We start from the raw sequence: 19,713 nt of genomic DNA, 5'->3' as shown, positions 1-19,713 counted from the left end.
TGCGCTTAACCTTTACAGTGTCTAACTTGTCCATGAATAAGCTCCTTTTTCGTAAACTTATTTCAGGACGGGACATTGCTCATAAAAAAAGCCTTATAAAGAGTTATAAGGCTTTTTTTATGCAGTTATTATAATTGCTGATAAATATTAAAACTACATAGTATAAGTAGCCTGCAAACTGTCGATCTTACCTGCCAATAGACGCTCAACTTCGTTCTTTATTCTTAATCCCGTAATGTCCGTGCCCATTTGGACTGCAAAACCTACTGGTCGACCACTTTGAGCTTTAGAATTAATCCAAACTACCTTGCCATTCATAGGCAAACGCTCGCTAGAATTGGGCAAAGTAACAGCAATAAAAACTTCGTCACCCAGTTTTTGCGCTCGATCAGACGGCACGAACAATGCCCCATTGGTAACAAAGGACAGATAGCTTGCATATAGCATATCTATGTTTTCAATATGACAGGTTAAAATCCCACCACGTCCTGGCATTGCCATAGTCAGCTCCCTTTATCCATGAGGTTTACAGTATTTTTTCACACAGGGTTATCTTGTATAGTATTAGAGTATAAATACTGATAATAAGTTTAGTGGCATACACTGATATGCGAGAGTATCTTTAAGCCTTGTTGTCTATTACAAGCAAGCCAAATCTTGCATCAGCTTATCATAGGCGAATTTTTCTTGCACGTTTTGTTGCAGCGCAATTTTTGTCTGTTGTAAGCTATGCGCAAACACCTCTAACCCACTATCAATAGGTTGATAATCATTTAAATTGATTAAAAAATTAATGTCTTTTTGCTGCGCTTCAAAGCCCAAACCAACACGGCGGATATCGATTATCATGAGTTCAGACAGCTGGATAAATTCGACAATACCAAGCTGGGTTTGCCAATAGTCACTTGCCGCCACGCTACTGCGCTTACCACTACGTAATGCCTGCCATGTCGTCAGCCATAGCGTGCGCTTGCTATACCATGGCGCTTGAGCCAGTGCCACAGCTGCTAAAGGCGCACCATTTGCTAACTGGATAAGCTGCTCAATGGCATCTGTACCAACCGCTTCACGATGAATATTGCTGCCCAATACTTTAGTCACATAGTCCACTGCGACAGCAGGGTCAATCGTTTGTAATGCCAATTGCTGAACGCGGCTTTTAATCGTTGGGAGCAACTGTGCAGGGGCATCACTAATCAGAAATAAATGGACTTGGGCTTGGGGTTCTTCCAAGGTTTTAAGTAGCGCATTGGCGGCGGCAATGGTCATTTTCTCAGCATGATCTAATACGCAAATACGCATTCCCTGCCCGCCTTGATAAATAAAAGGCTGCAAGGCACGAATATCATCCACCTTTATTTTTAATGACGCGTTACTAGCTGTCTTAGCAGATTTTTTATCTTTTGTACTATTAGTTAATGCTTCTTTTTGAGCGCTGCTATCAGCATTGACTGGCAGGCTGACTAGCGGTAACACTTGTAAGCTTGGATGCGTACCTGATCTAAGCCATTGACAGCTCTCACAATGCCCGCAAGCGCCGAGTGGATGCTCATCACGCCCGCGGCATAATAACCATGCCACTAACCGCCATACAAAAGCGCGCTTGCCCATGCCTTGCATACCAGCTGCTAACAGCGCATGAGGTAGAGATTGCTGCGGCGCTAGTACCCGCATTGTCAGCTGCGACCAAAGTCCGTATTGCCATGGCAATAGTGGCGCAAAATACATATCATCGGTCATATTTGTCAGCTCACTCATGGCTATCGCTTAATATCTTTCAATTAAAAATCTGTGTTAGAGCATAATTTCTAAAAGTAACGTGGAATAAAAGTAACGTTATAAAATTTAAGTGAAACACCGTTAATTATTTTCGCTTAGGCTATTCTGCATTAATAATCTTGGAAATCTGTCAAACTCATGGCATTTAAACGATCTAAATCTTCTTGCGTATCGACACCTGCAGGTAATGAGCAGGCGGCTTTAGCAATCGCGATATGTCCCCCATTTTCCAACACACGTAATTGCTCTAAGCTTTCTAGTATTTCAAGCGGCGTTTGTGACCAGTGGACAAATTGCTGTAGCAAACTGACGCGATAAGCATATAAGCCTAGATGACGATAGGCATTTTTTGGCGGCTGTTTATTATTCTCACTGGTTAATACAACGTCACGATTACAAGGAATCGGCGCGCGACTAAAATAAAGCGCTCGTTGTTGACCATTGGACGTCTGACTGACCACTTTAACGACGGATGGGCGCATAAAAGTATCAAAGTCTTCAATTGGCTCACACAAAGTTGCCATGACGCTCTTTGCATCTTGCACCAATAATGTTTTAACTTGCTCTAACAATAATGGCGGTACTAGTGGTTCGTCACCTTGCATATTAACCACTATATCATGGGCAGCCCAGCCTTTGATGGCAGCTACTTCAGCCAAACGGTCCGTGCCTGAAGCATGTTCACTGCTTGTCATCACCACATCAAATCCTGCATCTAGACAAACTTTTGCAATCGATTCATCATCGGTTGCAATACACATATCATCGGCAAAATCCGCCAATCGTGCCTTTTCAGCCACCCAAATTATCATGGGCTTGCCATGAATGGTTAATAATGGCTTGTTAGGTAGACGCGTACTTTTTAAACGTGCAGGAATGACGATATGAGTTTTGACGGGCATAAGGGCTGATGACATAATCTGTTCCTATAAAACCTTTTAAATCTTTATATGATAAACGCTATATTATTGCTTTCTCATGCTTATATCGATGTCCAAGGTTTGCAATTGCTGTTGTAAACTCTCGTAACAACTGTCTGACAATACTGCGGTCACTGGCAATACCCATAATCTGCTGACCAGCTCTTTATACTCATCACTCAGCGCTTGATTAATAATTGCTTGCATTATCGAAGTTCTTATTTTCACGGCATCTTTACTGGTGACAATAATAGGATGGTCAGTATACTGCAACAGTTCATCCAGACTAAAGTCATAATGATCAGGATAAGGATGCGGAATAACTTCAAAACCAAGCGCATTTAAAGTATCAAAAAAACGCTGAGGATACCCAATGCCGCTCACCGCATGTACCTGACTGCCTTTCTCAGGTGCCATGGCTACTACGGCTAAATTATCCATCTGATTATTAGATGACCACAACAGTTCTAAATCATCTGGTTGTAAATGCATCGTTAAATGCTCAGTTAGAAGGGTATTATGATCAGATTTATTGTATATCGATGATGCGTCTGGCTTGTGATGATAAATGACATTTGCATCCTTTAATCGTGAAATGGGTTCGCGTAAAAATCCTGTCGGTAGCAACTGTTTATTCCCAAACCCTCGCGCCGCATCTACGACAACCCATTCGATATCACGTTGCAGCGCATAGTGCTGCAAACCATCATCAGCTATAATAAGCTGTAGATCTGGATAAGCCTCTAGCAAAATAGCAATCGCTTGCTGACGGTTAGGAGATACGGCCATGGATGTCCCTGTCGTATTAACGATGAGACATGGCTCATCACCGACGACATTAGGGACGCTCTCTGTATTAACCAATGCTGGCATTTGGCTACTATCACCGCCATAACCGCGACTGATAACCCCTACTTTAATGCCTTGCTGCTGCAAATGTCGAACCAAAGCAATAATTAATGGTGTCTTTCCGCTACCACCCACTGTGATATTACCGATGACCATGACTGGAATAGGCGCACGGTAACTGGAAAAAACACCTACTTTATAAGCTTGGCGGCGTAGTACCATCAACAGTGCATACAGCCAACTCACTGGCAACAGTAGCCAAAGCCAAGCTGCTTTGCGTTGCCATGCACGTGTTATTGTCGTTTCAATATTCATAGTTATTCAAAATCACGCGCATACATCTGCGCATAATGACCATGTAATTGCATCAGCTCAGCATGGGTGCCAAGCTCAACAATCTGACCACCATCTAGTACAGCAATACGGTCGGCGGACTCAATTGTAGTCAATCGATGCGCAATAACCAATGTTGTGCGATTCTTCATAATATTATCGAGCGCTTTTTGTATATAATATTCTGACTCATTATCTAAAGCACTAGTAGCTTCATCCAATATCAAAATTGGCGCATCTTTTAGCAGAGCACGTGCAATCGATAGACGCTGACGCTGACCGCCAGAGAGTTGTAAACCTTCAGCACCGATTTCACTTTGATAGCCATTTGGCATTTGCATAATAAAATCATGAGCAAAGGCATCTTTTGCTGCTTGCTCAACTTCAGCTGGAGTTTTATGAGCCAAACTGCCATAAGCAATATTATTAAACACAGTGGTATTAAACAGTACCACTTGCTGATTGACCATCGCAATCTGGGCACGTAAGCTTTCAAGCTTAATGTCTTCAATGGGCATACCATCGAGCGTAATCTGCCCTGAAGAAGTGGTTAACGTACGTGTGAGCAAATTGACTAAAGATGATTTACCCGCGCCACTACGTCCAACGAGCGCTACTGTCTCGCCTGCACGTATATCCAAATTAAAGTCGTGTAGTGCCACGGTTGAGTCTGGATAAACCAAGCTGACATTATCCAGTTTAATCTCACCTGCTAAGGTAGGACTAAGCACACCAGTATCCACCTCTTCCGGCTCATCTAATAAAGCAAATATCGATTCACCAGCCGCCAGCCCTCTCTGTAACTGTTGATTGACATCCGTCAATGAGCGTACTGGCTTACTTAAGAGACCTGCTGCTGCGATATAAGAGATAAACTGACCTGCTGAGATATCGTCTATCACCGCAGGGCGTAATGCTAGCCAAACCACGACTGCCATTGCCATTGCCATCAATAACTGTACTGCTGGGGTATTGATACTATTGGTCACAACAACCTTCATACCTTGGCGCAGGTTTTTCTTAGATGTCACATCAAAGCGCTTGGACTCGTATGCTTGTCCGCCATAATTTTTGACCACTTGATAACCATTGATGACTTCATTGGTGATATGACTGACATCACCCATCGTTTCTTGGATACCTTTGGAAAGCTTCAAATAACGCTTTGACGCCACACGGATAAGCCATAAAATCGGTGGCAGCACAACGAATAAAATCAGCGTCAAACGCCAGTTGCTATAAAGCAAAAAGCCCATCAAGGCAACCACGGTCAGACCGTCACGTAATAACGTTTTCATCGAATCGGTGCTAGCAGCGGTCACCTGCTCAACATCAAAAATAAGCTTAGATGAAATCGTCCCTGCCGGATTGGCCAAATAGAATGAACTTGGCAAACGCAGTAACTTATTAAACACCTCTACGCGCAGCTCATAGACCAAATTTCGCGACACCAACGCCGTATAGTAATTACCCAAAAAGCTACCCACACCGCGCACAAAGAACAACATCACAATAATAAACGGAAATAAATCCTGCTTACTTTGATCGTTCTGATTGATAGCATCGGTGATGTATTGCAAGAGTTTGGCAATCCAAATCTCGGTGGCGGCATTAATAGCAAAACCGATAATGGTAAGCAATATTGCCCACCAGTATGGTTTTAAATAAGCCAGTAAACGCATGAGCGTCTTGCGTTTAGGCGGATTTAACGTCGCCACTGTTGGTGCTACTGGTGTTTTAGCAGAAGTTTTTGTAGAGTCAGGTTGGTAAGCTTGGCTCATAAAAGCCTCAATATAGGTATAAGAACGAGAGTAAATGGCATTGATAAAGCAGTAACTTACAATGATGTATATAGCCATAAAAAAGAGTGATGGTGCTTAATACTGAGAACACGCTATAAGTTTATTCAGATTTATTGCGGTAACGCTTGACCAAGTGGCACAACAGTACTGATGTTTATATTTAAAAAGCCCAATTTTCCAGCGATATCCATGACTCTTACCACTGACTGATGCGTGGCGTTGGCATCGGCGGCAATCACAAAAAGCATATCACGATTACTGCCCGCCTCTTGTTGCAACATACTGGTGAGTTCCGCTTCATTGCTACTGGCAAGGGTAATACCATTGACCAAATAGCTGCCATCTTCTTGCACAGCTACCTCGATACTGTTTTTGTCTTCGGTCAATGCCACCCCTTCAGCTTCAGGCAAAATAATGTTTAAGCGGCTAAAATGATTGAATGAAGTTGCCAGTAGCAAAAACATGATTAAAAATAATAAACAATCAATCATCGGGGTCAGATTAATTTCAAGCGGCTCAACAGTCGGTTTTCTAAAGCGCATATCACTCTCTTCAATATAATGCTAATGTGCTCGATACATGATTCTCATAACGCTAATATCTTGATGTAAAGGATACTCAAAAAAATAACTATAAAGTAGCGGTCACGGCTTTATCTAAACCTAAGCCATCAATTGAACGCTCACCTTCTACAGGATTATCAACCACTATATTTTGCACAGGCGTATTGAGCGCATAATTATGCTCTAACAATTGATAGTCATACAGTTCTTGAACCATCAGTCCTGCTTGGGTTTCAAACTGTGCATTGATATCGATGATACGGCGCTGGAAATATCGATAGGCTACCAGCGCTGGGATAGCAACTATCATACCAGCCGCTGTGGTAATCAGGGCTTGCGACACCCCTGCAGCAAGCATCGTCGGGTCTTGCATTGCGCCATCAGTAATGGCCAAAAATGAAGAGATAATACCTAGTACCGTGCCCAATAAGCCAAGCAGAGGCGCAATCGCTCCGATCGTACCAAGCATGTTGATGTTTTTTTCTAATTGATGCACCTGTACACTGGCGCGGTTTTGCATATGCATCGTCATCGACTCTAAGCCGTATTGACGATAAAGCAAACCCGTCGCTAGGATATCACCTAGAGCGGTCTTTTCTTTGACATTCATTAGCTGCGTACGACCGATATCACCATTTTCACGAAGGCGCGTTATCAGCTGCTCACGCAATCTATTTGGGGCAACTTTGTTAAACTGTAAAGTATGACTACGCTCTATAATAATCACTAATGCCAAAATAGAGCACAACACGATAGGTGTCATCAGCCAACCACCCGCTTTTACCAACTCCCACATACGAACTCTCTTTTATATTTTTATAAAAATGGTTGTCATCAAGATAACTTAACAAGATAATTCGAACAGCGATTACAAACGCAGTCAATACCTTAAGCCTGTGCTTCTATATGCTTAATTAAAGCGGCTAATTGGTCTTGGCTATGGAAGAATATCTCGACGCTACCCTGCCCATCTTTTTTATGCTTGAGCTTCACTTCTGCACCTAACATATCTGTCAGTCTTTGTGTTAAACGCTCGACATCGCGAGATTGCCCTTGTTCGGTGCGACTCACTTTTGGTGCTGGCTGCAAAATAGATTTAACGAGTTTTTCAGCTTCGCGTACGGTCATACCGCCATCGATGATTTTTTGGGCGATGATAGGCTGCTGATCAGAAGATAAGGCTAAAAGTGTGCGCGCATGACCCATATCTAGAGCATTGGTCGCCAAATGATCTTTGACCGTGTCATGTAATTGATTTAGACGCAAGAGATTGGATACCGTCGTACGTGCTTTACCGACGACTTCTGCAATCATGGCATGACTCATACCAAATTCGGTATGGAAACGCTGTAACGCTGCAGCTTGTTCAATGACCGATAAGTCTTCGCGCTGAATATTTTCAATCAACGCGAGGGCAATCGCCAGCTCGTCTGACAAAGCACGCTCAATCGCTGGAATGACTGACTTGCCTGCCATTTTTGCCGCACGCCAGCGGCGCTCACCAGCGATAATTTCATGCGTAACCAAGGCCTCACTCTTGTCTTCATTCGCCAATAATGGACGAATAACGATCGGCTGCATGATACCATGCTGTTCGATAGAAGATGCCAATTCTGCCAGTGCCGTTTCACTCATATCACGGCGCGGCTGATACTTGCCCGCTTGCAAACGCGTGACATCGATTTGCACCAAACTGATTTGGTCCTCAGACCCGCTATTTTCTGTACTATTTACACGATTGCTCTTAACCGCAGTTTTATTTATCATACGCGGTGTGCGAGCTTTACGCAGACTATTGTCTTTTGGCTCAGAAGCAGCAGATTGAGCGGACGTAGAATTCGTATTGATTGCAGTTTCAGCAGCATTGCCCGTCGCTTTTGTCTCAGCTGGCAAAGCATCCTCGCGCGCAGCCATATCGTCTTGCAAGGCAGAGGCGGTAATTTGCTTTTCTTTTTTGATTGACCCTAATAAGGCATCCAAGCCTCGATTGGCAGCCAACCCTCTTTTCTTCGCCATGATTACCTATCCTCTAACGCTAAAATAAAAGCCAAATGTTTTTAAATTTAATAATGAATACAATGTTCAATGTTCAATGTTTTGTTATTTAGCTGATTGCTCTAATGATCCATTACTTTTTTATCATTCGTCATTTTGTCTTATCCTAAGATAACTAACGACTTTGTTTTATGACTTCAGCGGCCAATTTTTGATAAGCACGTGCGCCCTTTGACCATCTCTCATAAGCAATAACCGGTAGACCATGCGCAGGCGCTTCAGCCAAGCGGATATTTCTTGGAATAATGGTTTGATACATAACGTCGCCAAAGTGCGCCTCTAACTCAGCAGACACATCACGGGCGAGCGTATTACGCGCATCGAATAACGTTCTGACCACGCCGCGAATATAGAGCTTAGGGTTCAATTCTGTTAAACGCTCTATCGTTTGCGACAAATCCGCCAACCCTTCTAGCGCATAATACTCACATTGCATTGGAATAATAACGCTATCAGTTGCCACCAAAGCATTAATCGTCAATAAGTTTAAGCTTGGCGCGCAATCTATAATCACATAATCATAGGCGGGTTTTTGTGCCACTGCTTGCGCATCAATCAAATCTGCCATTGCCGTCTTAAATAACTCATGGCTGTTGGTTTTGCTCATTAATGTGATGTCCATACCCGCCAAATCACGATTGGCACCGATGACATCAAATCCTGCAGGGCTACTGACAATAGCGTCAGATAAAGATACGCCATCAAGAAGCACATCTGCTATCGTCAATGCGAGCTCATTTTTATCGATGCCCGTACCACTAGTGGCATTACCCTGTGGGTCTAAGTCAATGAGCAGTACGTGCTTGCGTTTGGCAGCCAAGCTGGCGGTCAAATTTACCGCCGTTGTGGTCTTACCCACGCCGCCTTTTTGATTCGCAATCGCTATGATTTCCATACACTCACTCAATTTAATTAGGATCTATTACTGATTTTACTAACGGGCTCTTTTACTGAAGGCATAAACATTAGCACAAAGGATGTTTCACCATAAAAACACAGTTTTATGGTAAATGCTGTGCTCATAGCTTAGACATTTTTATGAGACAATTCAATTAAATGACGACTATCATGTAAACGTGGCACATTAAGTTTAATGGTCTTAATCTGCCAATTATCATCCAACGCTTGCAGCTCCTCATCGCTCGGAGCCTTACCTTTCATCGCACATAAGTAACCACCATCTGCTAATCTGGGCTCTGCTGAGTCAACAAAATCTATCAAACTGGCAAACGCACGCGAGGTGACCACATCGTAGCTGGCCTCATGCGCCTCAATGCGCGAGGCGATGGGCTGCACGTTACTCAGACCAAGCTCGCTGCTGATTTGCTTAATAAAACGAATTTTTTTCTGATTGCTATCAAGCGCGGTACATGAGCGCTCAGGCTGGCAAATCGCAATAATAACCGCCGGTAAGCCTGCGCCCGTGCCGATATCAAGCAGCGACCCTGATGGTAAATGCGTTATAATAGCCAAGCAGTCGATAACATGTTTGATAAGTGCCTCTACCGGATCAGTAATGGCGGTCAGATTATACGCTTTATTCCATAATAAAAGCTGGTCTAAATACAATAATAACGTGCGTTGCTGCGGCGCGCTCAATGCTAGACCGAGCTCTTTTATCGCTTGTGCCAAGACATTTGCCAATGTCGGTAATTGCGTGCCAAGCTTTACAAAGCCAGTTGGATCAATATGGATATTGCCTGTGCTAACAGATGATGCAGCGATTTTAGTAGTGTCTGACATACAAGGAATTATCCAGTTTTGATACGTGAACCGTCTATTTTATCATGCAGGCTGCCCATTGAATAGTTACAGATTGCGCCAATGTCCGTCATCTTATACTATCTACACTGACAGTGAGCCGTTATTCTTCTTGTAAGTCGTAAAGTTATCATATCGAAGTTAAGGTAAGTGCATTCCTATTAAATAAAACCTTCATCTACCTATGATACAAAACTGCGCTTAATGACTTATTTAAACTATGGCTATATCTTGTAAGATGTTCTATCCATTATTAAAAATTGACCATAAATATTTAAATATAAAAACCCAGTACTAAAACCAAGCATTAAAACTCAATGACCATCCAACTACTAGAAACGACTGATCATACACTTATGACTGAAGAGCCCAACATACCCCTGAATAAAGACCAACAAGACATCACCGATAATACCGCTGATGCTATGACGCCTATTAGTGATTCAAGTGATAAGCATTTATCTAAAGAGCCGTCAGCTAATAAAGAGCCGTCAGTAAGTAAAGAATCCCTGAATAACAATGCTTTAGCTAAGAAGAAATTAGATCAAAGCTTAAAACGCAAAAGAACGGCTCATAAGTCTGCAGAAAAAGAAAATAACCCCGACACTGCGGACACACCTATGACGCCTCACCCTATATTTACAGAGGTCTCACAGCGCTGCCTCATCGCGGCAAACCAACTTAAACGTTATAGTAAACCTAGCCTACTGCCAACCGATACCCGCAGCGCCCCAGATTTAGATATTGGTTTTGGGCAACAGCGGGCGCTTAAGGCATTGCATACGGCACTCGATATTCATGCTAGTGGCTATCATGTGTTTGCGGCTGGTGAAAATGGCTTAGGCAAACGGACAGTGATTAGTCGCTTGCTCAGTCTTATCGCAGCCGATGCACCGACGCCGGATGATTGGGTATATGTACACAATTTTACTGATCCTCGTACGCCATTAGCCCTACGCTTACCTGCTGGTCAGGCCGCTGTATTGCAACAACAAGTCAATACTCTGTGGCAACAAGCCAAAAAACGACTGAGTCAACGTTTTCGTAGCGACCAGTATCAAAGCAAAATTGAAGCCATCAAAAATGACACCCATCAAAAAGAAAGCCACGCCTATGATGCGCTCAATGCTGAGGGCAAGCAGTATGATTTGGCGTTAACCTTTCGCTCATTTGATAATAAAGCCGTTTTTGTTCATCCAAGCCAGCTTGCCGCAGAAACGAGCGAGATGGATGATAAAGAAGGCAAACTCTCTCATAGCCGTAAAAATAATAACCTTATCGATGACAATAAGGAAGCGGCTACCGCTAGCGCCGATGAGAGCGATGTTAAAGCTGGCAATAAGGCATACAGCAGTGAATATGAGACTGAGCTGAATAATTTTGCGCAAAAAAACCATATGCAAAAACGTCTTAGCCAGCTGACCATTGCTTTAGAGCAATTAGAAGATGAAGCTAATGATGCCATTGAATCATTACATCGCAATATTGCAAAGCGGGCGCTGCAGCCGTTATTCACACCTATTTATGAGCAGTTCAGCGCTCATCCAATTGTCGTTGAGTATCTAAAGGTAGTCTTTGCTGATATGGTTACTCATGTCGAGCGTATCGTCAATGGCGATGATGAAGAGTTTGTAACGGCGCTGCTTGCCACGACGCCTAGCCGCTATGCTGTCAATGTCGTTATCAGCCATGAGCCTGACAGTGGTGCGCCGGTTATCCTTGAAGACCTGCCCACTCATCTAAACCTCTTGGGTCATGTAGAGCAAATTACCCAATTAGGCACGGTCACCACCGATGTCAGCATGATTCGTGCCGGCGCCCTACACCGCGCCAATGGTGGCTATCTGTTGCTAGAAGCCAGTCATCTGCTTGAGCACCCTTATGCGTGGCAGGGTCTTAAGCGTGCACTGCAGTCTCGTAAAATCAAACTCTCAAGCCTTGAGCAAATGCTGACCTTAACAGGCAGTTTGTCTTTAGCGCCTGCACCGATTGAGCTTGATATAAAGGTTATTTTATTAGGCGAAGCTGATTTATATTATGAATTATTAGAGCTTGAGCCAGAGTTTGATGCGGTATTTAAGGTACGTGCTGACTTTCATGATGATGTAGTGCGCACCCATGAGCACGAGCTGGCGTTGGTTGGAAAGATGGCAGACATCATCGACTATGCCAATCTTTATCCGTTTGATAGAAGGGCACAGGCTGCGCTGCTTGAGCATTTAAGCCTACAAGCAGAGGACCAAGATCGTCTAAGTCTGCACAGTGACTTACTTATTAAACTGTTGCATGAATCTAATCGCCATGCGCGTTTGGGCGGACAAGACATCGTCAGTGCCAAGCACGTAGTGCAAGCGATTGAGGATATGGATGAGCGCTCAGGCTATTTGCGCGACCTCTATTGGGATGAGCTCAAAAACGGTCAGCAGCTTATCCAGACCCAAGGAGAGGCGGTTGGACAAGTCAACGCTTTAACCGTGGTGAGTTATGCCGATAGTGAGTTTGGTATGCCTGCCCGTCTCACGGCGGTTATTCAGCCAAATATCGGTACGGGTGAAATTCTAGATATCGAGCGCGACGTTGATTTGGGCGGCAGCTTACACGCCAAAGGCATGCTGATTATGACCAGCTACTTACGGGCGTTATTTAGTCAGCACCACGCATTAAATTTTAGCGCCTCACTGGCTTTTGAGCAGAGCTACGCGCATATCGATGGTGATAGCGCAACTGTCAGTGAAGGCTGTGCCCTATTGTCTGCCTTAGCAAACGTACCGATCAATCAATCTCTTGCGATCACAGGGTCTATGAATCAGCTTGGTGAAGTACAAGCCGTCGGTGGCATTAATTCCAAGATTGCTGGCTTCTTTGATGCCTGCCGCGAGCAAGAATTGACTGGACAGCAAGGCGTAGTCATCCCGATGGCAAACGTCAAACAGCTTATGCTGCGTGATGACATTATTGCCGCTGTCAAAGCGGGCAGTTTTCATATATATGGGGTGCACACGCTGAGCGAAGCGCTCACATTAATGACGGGCTTGCCTATCGATACGATAAATAAGAAAGGTCGCTATCGCAAAGAGACACTGTTTGGTAAGGTGTTAAGTCGTTTGATGCTATGGGATGAAAACCAAAACACAGATGATGATATTGATGATAAAAAATCAAAAAAGAAAGCCAAAAAGAAGCGTCAAGCCAAACGGCAAAAAGAAGAAGACAAGAAAAAAGCAGTTAATAAAGACAAAACGCTTGATGAAGACAATGGCATTGCCACAGACGAAGCACCCTAGACGTTATGCTGCTTTTCTGCGATGATAATCCACTGCTGCCGTCGTGCTCATACTAATGTGAATAACCCGCTGACTTTATAATCGTGACATTACAAAGGTTATCTTTTCATGACTGTATCTCATACCGACATTGCTCATACTGACAACGATAATCGCGACACTCAACAGGCTACTGATGAGCAAGCAAACGCTGTTGCACTTTCAGACAATAAAGCCGCTGATGATGCAGCCGATAGTCGTCATGGCGCTGCGACAACAGCGCGGCAGTGGCAAGTGTTGTCGCAATTACAACGTAATCGCTGGGTCGGCACCACTCATGTCTACGAGCAGCTGATACTGGCAGGTTTTGATATCAGTTTGCGCACAGTACAGCGCGACTTAAACGCCCTTGCCAAACGTTTTCCTATCGAAAAAAATAACGCCAATCCACAAGGTTGGCGCTGGGAAGACGATGCGCCGCTACAAAGCTTGCCGCATATGAATCTATCACAAGCGGTTGCCTTTAATATGGTGGAAGCCAATCTAAGCCAGCTGCTACCGCCAGTTATTTTAGATGAGTTATTTCCTTGGTTTGATTTGGCACGTCGCCAACTTAAAAACAGCAAAGTAACCCATTCATGGATTGATAGGGTTCGTATTGAACCCGCGACCCAGCCTTTGATTGCGCCGCACATTGATTTGGACAGTAAAGATAATATTTATCATGCTTTGTTTTATCAATTACAAATCAAAGCCAGCTATACCCGTAGCAACAAATCCCAAGCCAGCGAATATACCTTAAACCCTATTGCCATTATCCAACGCGGGGTGGTTATTTATCTGCTCGCGACCCGCACTGATGATAGCGAAACTATCATTCGCACCTTTGCCCTACATCGATTTGCCAGTGTTGAGATATTAGAGAGCGCAGCAAAAACGCCTGATAATTTTCAGCTAGATAACTATCTGGACGCAGGTGGTATGGGCTTTAGCCACCCCTTATTCCGCCAACTGCCCAATCATGGCAAATATACAGCGATTGAGCTACAATTTACCAAACAAGCAGGCAAAAGCTTAACAGAAAGTAAGCTCAGTGATGACCAAATTGTTATTATCAACAACGATGAAACCTTAACCATACAAGCAACGGTGAATCTAACTTCTCAGCTGGTTTGGTGGTTACGAGGTTTTGGTAATGGGCTGCTAAACGCCAAACCAGAGCTACTTTATCAAGCGGTATTAGATAAAGTAGTGGAAGATATCTAATTTTTTACGCCATTCTTACAAGCACTTTTATAGCTTCTACATCTACCTAATTCATTCATAAAAAAACCAAGTATCAAAAGGATTATTATGTCGACCACTACCCCATCGCCACTACTTTCAGACAGCTTAAGAGGGTTGGGGTTGGACGCAGGAACTTTGTTTTTTGGTCTGAATTATGAATTTACCAAGGTTGAGCAGACAGGCTTATTTAAAAAATTGAAGAAGCGTTTTAATAAAAATGCAAACTCCATGGATCTTGATTTGGCTTGCGTGTTATATGATGACAACTGCACCATCAGCGATATTGTTTGGTTTAAACAGCTGCGCGACAAAGCCGAATCGATATGCCATCAAGGCGATAGTTTGAATGGTAAAGACCGCGGCGACCAAGCGATGTATCTTGCACCGCTTGATCAAGAGCAAATCAGACTATATCTGGATGAAATCCCTGCTCATATCACGCATATTGCTTTGATTGCCAACTCCTATTACGGACAACCTTTTACCAGAGTTAAAAAAGGCGAGATTCATCTCAGTGATGATGAAGGTAACCGCTCTTTTGAGGTCAATTTAAAGCAGCTGCCACGTGATTGCGTGACGCTGTGGGTCGCCCATTTGCGCCGAGAAGTAGATGACTGGCATCTAACGTTACAGAACCTGCCACTCCCTGTAACAGATTTGGCAATAGCGGCGCAACAAGTGGCGCATGAATTGGCTCGTGCCCTACCGATCCCGCAAGCCATCTATGGCTAAAAGGATGTGCCGCGCTTAATTAAAAATGGTCAATCGCTATACAAAGCCATTGACCATTTTTTATTTTATATATAGGCGATTCGATACAGAAGAAAGCCTGTGATAACTGGCATAGTTAAAATATCTTAAAAACGCTACAGTACTGCTGGTATAAATTTTTTGCAGCCTCTGTCTGCGTAGGCACAGCAAGCAAGAAAAATTAATATCAGCAGTACTTGATGTATCAATATTACTTTTCCCTGACTCTAGTCCTTTACTATAAGCGCTCACCGCAATGTGGACAAAAATTCTTTTGCTGCACGTCTCTTTCACGGCGCTCAAGTTCTTGCTCACGCAGCACTTGCAGCACAATATCCTGCGCTTGCTCTTTATCTAAGCCAAGCTCGCGGCGAATTTTTTCAATCATCATTTGATTTTGCACCAAATCAAAATCACTATCAATCAGCTGTCCCCTGAAATCCTGCTCAAGCTCTTCACGGCGCTGACTGAGCTCATTTGCCAAACCAGTTGCCAAAATACCAGCAGGTAACGCTGCTAAACCAACGCCCAATATAGTAATGATAGCGCCTAATATTTTGCCAGCATTGGTAATCGGCGTCACATCACCATAACCTACCGTTGTTAGAGTAACTACCGCCCACCACATGGCTTTTGGTATCGATTCAAACTCCTCTGGCTGTGCATGATTTTCTACTAGATAGATACCACTAGAAGCGGTCACAATCATAATTATTAAGATAAAAATAACCGCTTGGAAGGAACCTTTTTCCTTACTAATAACCACCAACAAAATACGCAATGAGGCAAAATAACGAGTCAATTTAAGAATACGAAACAAACGTAAAATACGCAAGAAACGCAAGTCTATACTGACAAAGAAGTTCAAAAACGCAGGTACAATGGCAATCAAATCAATCAATGCAGATGGACTTCTTAGCCAATCCCAGCGCTGTCGCCATGTAGTATTGCTTGGCTTGGCTTCAGCAACGCTCCATATGCGAAGCAAATATTCAATAGAAAATATCACAATAGAAAAATTTTCAAACCACGTAAAGTATTCTTGATAAGGGTAGTACCAAGTATCAACAGACTCTGCAATCACCGCAGTGACATTTGCCATAATCAAAAAAATAAGGAAATAATCAACACAGCGACTAAAGAGCGTATCATGCTCATCGTTTTGCAAAATATTATAGACAAAAAGACGCAAGCGCCGTATAGATTGAAATAGCATGCCGTCCCTATGCGGTGTAACACCGAGCTTGGATGAACAAAAAAGCCGTTATGAGAGTCTGATTATACTAACTTTGTATAATAAATATAGACAACCAAGACCAATATGATAGCAACGGCGAAAAACGCTATGCGCAATAACCGCTCTTCAGCGCGCCACTCATGACTACGTTTTTGGGCAGGTAACAAGGATAAGCCACAGATCGGGCAACAAGAATCTATTTGGTCTAACACTATCAATGAGAGAGCGTTGTCACAGCGCAGTGGAGAATTACTACAGTAGCCAAGCATAATAGATAACCGATCCCTTTATAAAATAATGGCATATCAATAATAGCAAAAACCTACAATCAAAATAGGTTATGCCATAAACTTTAACGTATCCAAACCTTTCTCATTGTAACTTTACGCATAAATATCTGAACATTCCGCTTAATACCTTACTATTAGTAAGGTATTTGTACTATAATAGATAGCAGATGTTACAGGTTAATCCCTAGCCTAACATTATATGTTGCTAACTTATGACATCCCTCATGAGCTAGCGACCATTATCTAAACGTTAAGGAATTAAACGATGAAACTACAATCCCTAGTTTTAGCCGCTGCTACTGCACTTACTATGACCACTGCTTTTGCTGTGCCTGCAGGCACTTGGACAGTTGCCGCTGGTGCGCATTATGTTGATCCTAAAAATGATAATGGTGATGTCACTATAGGTGGCACAAACTATGCTGTAGATATTGATGGCGATGTCCGTCCAACCATCAGTGGTGAATACTTTATCGCTAATAACGTTGGTGTTGAACTACTCGCTGCCATTCCATTTCATCATGACTTTACCTTAACTGATGCCTTAAATAATGAGATCACTGGTAGAACTCAGCATTTACCACCAACGCTTTCTCTACAATATCACTTCGATGATTATAACCTACCTATGAATGTAAAACCGTTTGTGGGTGTTGGTGTAAACTACACGATGTTCTTTAAAGAAAAAGCAAATGTTACAGGTACTGAATTAAAGCTTGATGATAGCGTTGGTGTTGCTGGTCATATAGGACTTGATATCCCATTTGCTGCCACTGAGTCTTTCCGTATTGATGCCCGTTATATGGACATCAAAACTGACGCTACTTTAAATGGTACTGACATTGGCAAAATCGACATCAGTCCTTGGGCTTATGGCGTTGCCTTTGTAAAACAGTTCTAATTTAGCAGAATTATGAGCTAAATATCATAAATAGAAAAAGCCAGCTTAGTTGCTGGCTTTTTTGTGTCTATTATTTATCTATCATTTGTTGCAATAACAGCTATAAAAAAGACCATCCGCAGACAGTCTTTTTATGATTCATAACATATTTAAGTAATACTAAAATTTATAGCAAGATACGACGCGGGTCAGCAAGCAATGTTGCAACATAACGCGTGAATACTGCCGCATCAGCCCCATTAATCACACGATGATCATATGATAATGACAATGGCAACATCAAGCGCGGTTCAAAAGTTTGCTTATCAGCATTCCATTTCGGTTGCATCGTAGCTTCTGATGCCCCCAAAATACCAACTTGTGGCCAGTTTACCAGTGGCGTAAACGCCGTACCACCCAAGATACCTTGGCTTGAGATAGTAAAGCTTGCGCCTTGCAAGTCTTTAGTACTTAGCTTTTTATCACGGGCTTTGATGGCCAACTCGCCGATTTCAATCGCAATTTGCTTAATACCTTTTTCGTGAGCATTTTTAATCACTGGCACGATTAAGCCATCATCTGTTGCTACTGCAATCCCCATATTTACGCTTTTACGTAGGATGACTTGGGTATTGTCGTCACTTAAATGACTGTTAAAACGTGGATGCTGGGTCAATGCATAAGCCGTTGCTTTGACAATAAAGGCTAAAATTGTCAGTCCAACACCTTCAGCTTTCATACTGCCTTTAAGCTCACTACGCAGCTGCTCTGTCTCAGTGATATCAGACAAATCAAACTGCGTCACCTGTGGCAAGTAAGTGTTGTAATTCAGCTGTGGAATCGACACCTTTTGCAAGCGAGTTAAGTCTTGGGTTTCTGTTTCGCCCCAAATCTCAACGTTACTCATATCAGGTAAGCTTGGTAAGCTGGCTCTAGATACACCGGCTCCAGTATCGGGTGCAGCTTGTTTTGTCGTCAAGCTTTGCTTTACATGAGCAAACAAATCTTCTTTTAAGATACGTGCATTCAGTGCTGAACCTGTTACTTGGCTAATATCTACACCCAACTGACGGGCAAGTTTACGCACGGCAGGACCAGCATAGACATCAACCATTTTTTCATTGACTTGTGCTTCGGTCAGCTTATTACCTGTACTGCTTTTTGCAGTAGTACTAGCAACTTGTTTAGGCTCAGTCGTAGCTTGTTTAACAGCTTCCTGACTTGAATCAGTCTTTTGCTCGCTCACTGCTGGTTTTGCATCTTGCGACTGCTTATCTTCTACTTTGGTTTCACTTGCAGCATCAGCATTGTCTGAGCTTTGAGCGATGATGACAATAAAGTCTTGCCCATTGGCAACCATATCGCCTACTTGTATCAGTATTTTCTCAACTTTGCCGGCTTGTGGCGCTGGTACTTCAACCGACGCTTTATCTGACTCGATCAGCAAGATAGACTGATCAGCAGTGACCATATCGCCAACACTGACCATAATCTCAGATACTTGCGCTTCATCGACGCCTAAATCTGGGAGCGCATGCATGGTCGCTGTTGCTTCTTGCTCAACAGGTTGATCGGTATTTGACTCAACGGCTACCTTATCGCTCTGCTCTTCCTTTTGCAGTTCTTCTTGCTCAGCATCAAGAGGTTTCTCTTGAGTGTCAGCAGCAGGTGTTTCTACGCTTTGATTGTCATCTTGACTGTCAGTCTCGCTTTCAAGCTCGATTAGCACCATACCTTCACTGACTTGATCACCAATCGCAACACTGATTTTAGTCACTTTACCAGCAGCAGAGCTTGGCACTTCAACTGAAGCCTTGTCTGACTCAAGTAAAATAATATTATCGTCTTTTGCAATGACATCACCAACTGCAACCATAATTTCACTGACTTCGGCGCTATCGACACCCAAATCGGGGGCTTTAATGTCCATTTTTCATTTCCTTG

Annotated in this window: 16 protein-coding genes; 4 read left to right on the top strand and 12 right to left on the bottom strand. The window is 43.2% G+C overall.

All coding sequences use genetic code 11. The annotated features are described in order from the left end of the window. Positions 1–153 precede the first annotated feature (153 nt). The 10 genes from JMX89_RS10425 to rsmG all read right to left on the bottom strand — a co-directional run bounded on the left by JMX89_RS10425 (position 154) and on the right by rsmG (position 10,044). Entirely contained in the window at positions 154–501 is a 348-nt protein-coding gene (locus tag JMX89_RS10425; protein ID WP_011513403.1) for a PilZ domain-containing protein, read from the bottom strand. A 138-nt stretch (positions 502–639) separates the two neighbouring features. Beyond that, positions 640–1,758: a DNA polymerase III subunit delta' gene (locus JMX89_RS10420; protein ID WP_201551498.1), complete on the bottom strand. Its 1,119-nt coding sequence runs from the start codon at positions 1,756–1,758 to the stop codon at positions 640–642. A 131-nt stretch (positions 1,759–1,889) separates the two neighbouring features. After that, positions 1,890–2,696, bottom strand: coding sequence for a 3-deoxy-manno-octulosonate cytidylyltransferase (kdsB, locus tag JMX89_RS10415; protein ID WP_201532339.1), 807 nt, complete (start codon positions 2,694–2,696; stop codon positions 1,890–1,892). A 48-nt stretch (positions 2,697–2,744) separates the two neighbouring features. After that, positions 2,745–3,863, bottom strand: coding sequence for a tetraacyldisaccharide 4'-kinase (lpxK, locus tag JMX89_RS10410; RefSeq protein WP_201532340.1), 1,119 nt, complete (start codon positions 3,861–3,863; stop codon positions 2,745–2,747). Positions 3,864–3,865: 2 nt separating this feature from the next. Continuing rightward, positions 3,866–5,662, bottom strand: a complete 1,797-nt coding sequence (msbA, locus tag JMX89_RS10405) for a lipid A export permease/ATP-binding protein MsbA (RefSeq protein WP_201532341.1) — start codon at positions 5,660–5,662, stop codon at positions 3,866–3,868. A 131-nt stretch (positions 5,663–5,793) separates the two neighbouring features. Further along, complete coding sequence (locus JMX89_RS10400; RefSeq protein ID WP_201532342.1) at positions 5,794–6,225, bottom strand: ExbD/TolR family protein; 432 nt, start codon at positions 6,223–6,225, stop codon at positions 5,794–5,796. Positions 6,226–6,313: 88 nt separating this feature from the next. After that, a complete protein-coding gene (locus tag JMX89_RS10395; protein ID WP_201532343.1) occupies positions 6,314–7,042 on the bottom strand; it encodes a MotA/TolQ/ExbB proton channel family protein in 729 nt (242 codons plus the stop codon). Positions 7,043–7,134: 92 nt separating this feature from the next. Beyond that, on the bottom strand, positions 7,135–8,262 hold the full coding sequence (locus tag JMX89_RS10390; RefSeq protein ID WP_201532344.1) for a ParB/RepB/Spo0J family partition protein: 1,128 nt from the start codon (positions 8,260–8,262) through the stop codon (positions 7,135–7,137). Between the two features lie 154 nt (positions 8,263–8,416). Next, positions 8,417–9,196: a ParA family protein gene (locus JMX89_RS10385; RefSeq protein WP_201532345.1), complete on the bottom strand. Its 780-nt coding sequence runs from the start codon at positions 9,194–9,196 to the stop codon at positions 8,417–8,419. 131 nt (positions 9,197–9,327) lie between these two features. After that, entirely contained in the window at positions 9,328–10,044 is a 717-nt protein-coding gene (gene rsmG / locus JMX89_RS10380; protein ID WP_201532346.1) for a 16S rRNA (guanine(527)-N(7))-methyltransferase RsmG, read from the bottom strand. 374 nt (positions 10,045–10,418) lie between these two features. Between rsmG and JMX89_RS10375 the strand changes: the two genes are divergently transcribed. The 3 genes from JMX89_RS10375 (at position 10,419) to JMX89_RS10365 (ending at position 15,344) form a co-directional block, all read left to right on the top strand. Continuing rightward, a complete protein-coding gene (locus tag JMX89_RS10375; protein ID WP_201532372.1) occupies positions 10,419–13,346 on the top strand; it encodes an ATP-binding protein in 2,928 nt (975 codons plus the stop codon). Between the two features lie 108 nt (positions 13,347–13,454). Beyond that, complete coding sequence (locus JMX89_RS10370; RefSeq protein ID WP_133104148.1) at positions 13,455–14,591, top strand: helix-turn-helix transcriptional regulator; 1,137 nt, start codon at positions 13,455–13,457, stop codon at positions 14,589–14,591. An 87-nt stretch (positions 14,592–14,678) separates the two neighbouring features. Continuing rightward, positions 14,679–15,344, top strand: a complete 666-nt coding sequence (locus JMX89_RS10365) for a TerD family protein (RefSeq protein WP_133104147.1) — start codon at positions 14,679–14,681, stop codon at positions 15,342–15,344. 256 nt (positions 15,345–15,600) lie between these two features. Here JMX89_RS10365 and JMX89_RS10360 read toward each other — a convergent pair whose 3' ends face one another. Beyond that, complete coding sequence (locus JMX89_RS10360; RefSeq protein ID WP_020443260.1) at positions 15,601–16,578, bottom strand: ion transporter; 978 nt, start codon at positions 16,576–16,578, stop codon at positions 15,601–15,603. A 576-nt stretch (positions 16,579–17,154) separates the two neighbouring features. Between JMX89_RS10360 and JMX89_RS10355 the strand changes: the two genes are divergently transcribed. After that, positions 17,155–17,790 (top strand): OmpW/AlkL family protein, encoded by a 636-nt coding sequence (locus JMX89_RS10355; RefSeq protein ID WP_133104146.1) that lies wholly within the window; start codon positions 17,155–17,157, stop codon positions 17,788–17,790. 166 nt (positions 17,791–17,956) lie between these two features. Here JMX89_RS10355 and JMX89_RS10350 read toward each other — a convergent pair whose 3' ends face one another. Then, positions 17,957–19,699 carry a 2-oxo acid dehydrogenase subunit E2 gene (locus JMX89_RS10350; protein ID WP_201551496.1) on the bottom strand — a complete coding sequence of 581 codons (1,743 nt, stop codon included), beginning with the start codon at positions 19,697–19,699 and terminating at the stop codon, positions 17,957–17,959. Positions 19,700–19,713: the final 14 nt, after the last annotated feature.

The organism is Psychrobacter sp. DD43 (assembly GCF_904846555.1).
In the GTDB taxonomy this organism is placed as follows: Bacteria; Pseudomonadota; Gammaproteobacteria; order Pseudomonadales; family Moraxellaceae; genus Psychrobacter; species Psychrobacter cryohalolentis.
Note: the sequence above shows the minus strand (reverse complement) of the source record. Positions and strands in the feature narration are given on the sequence as shown.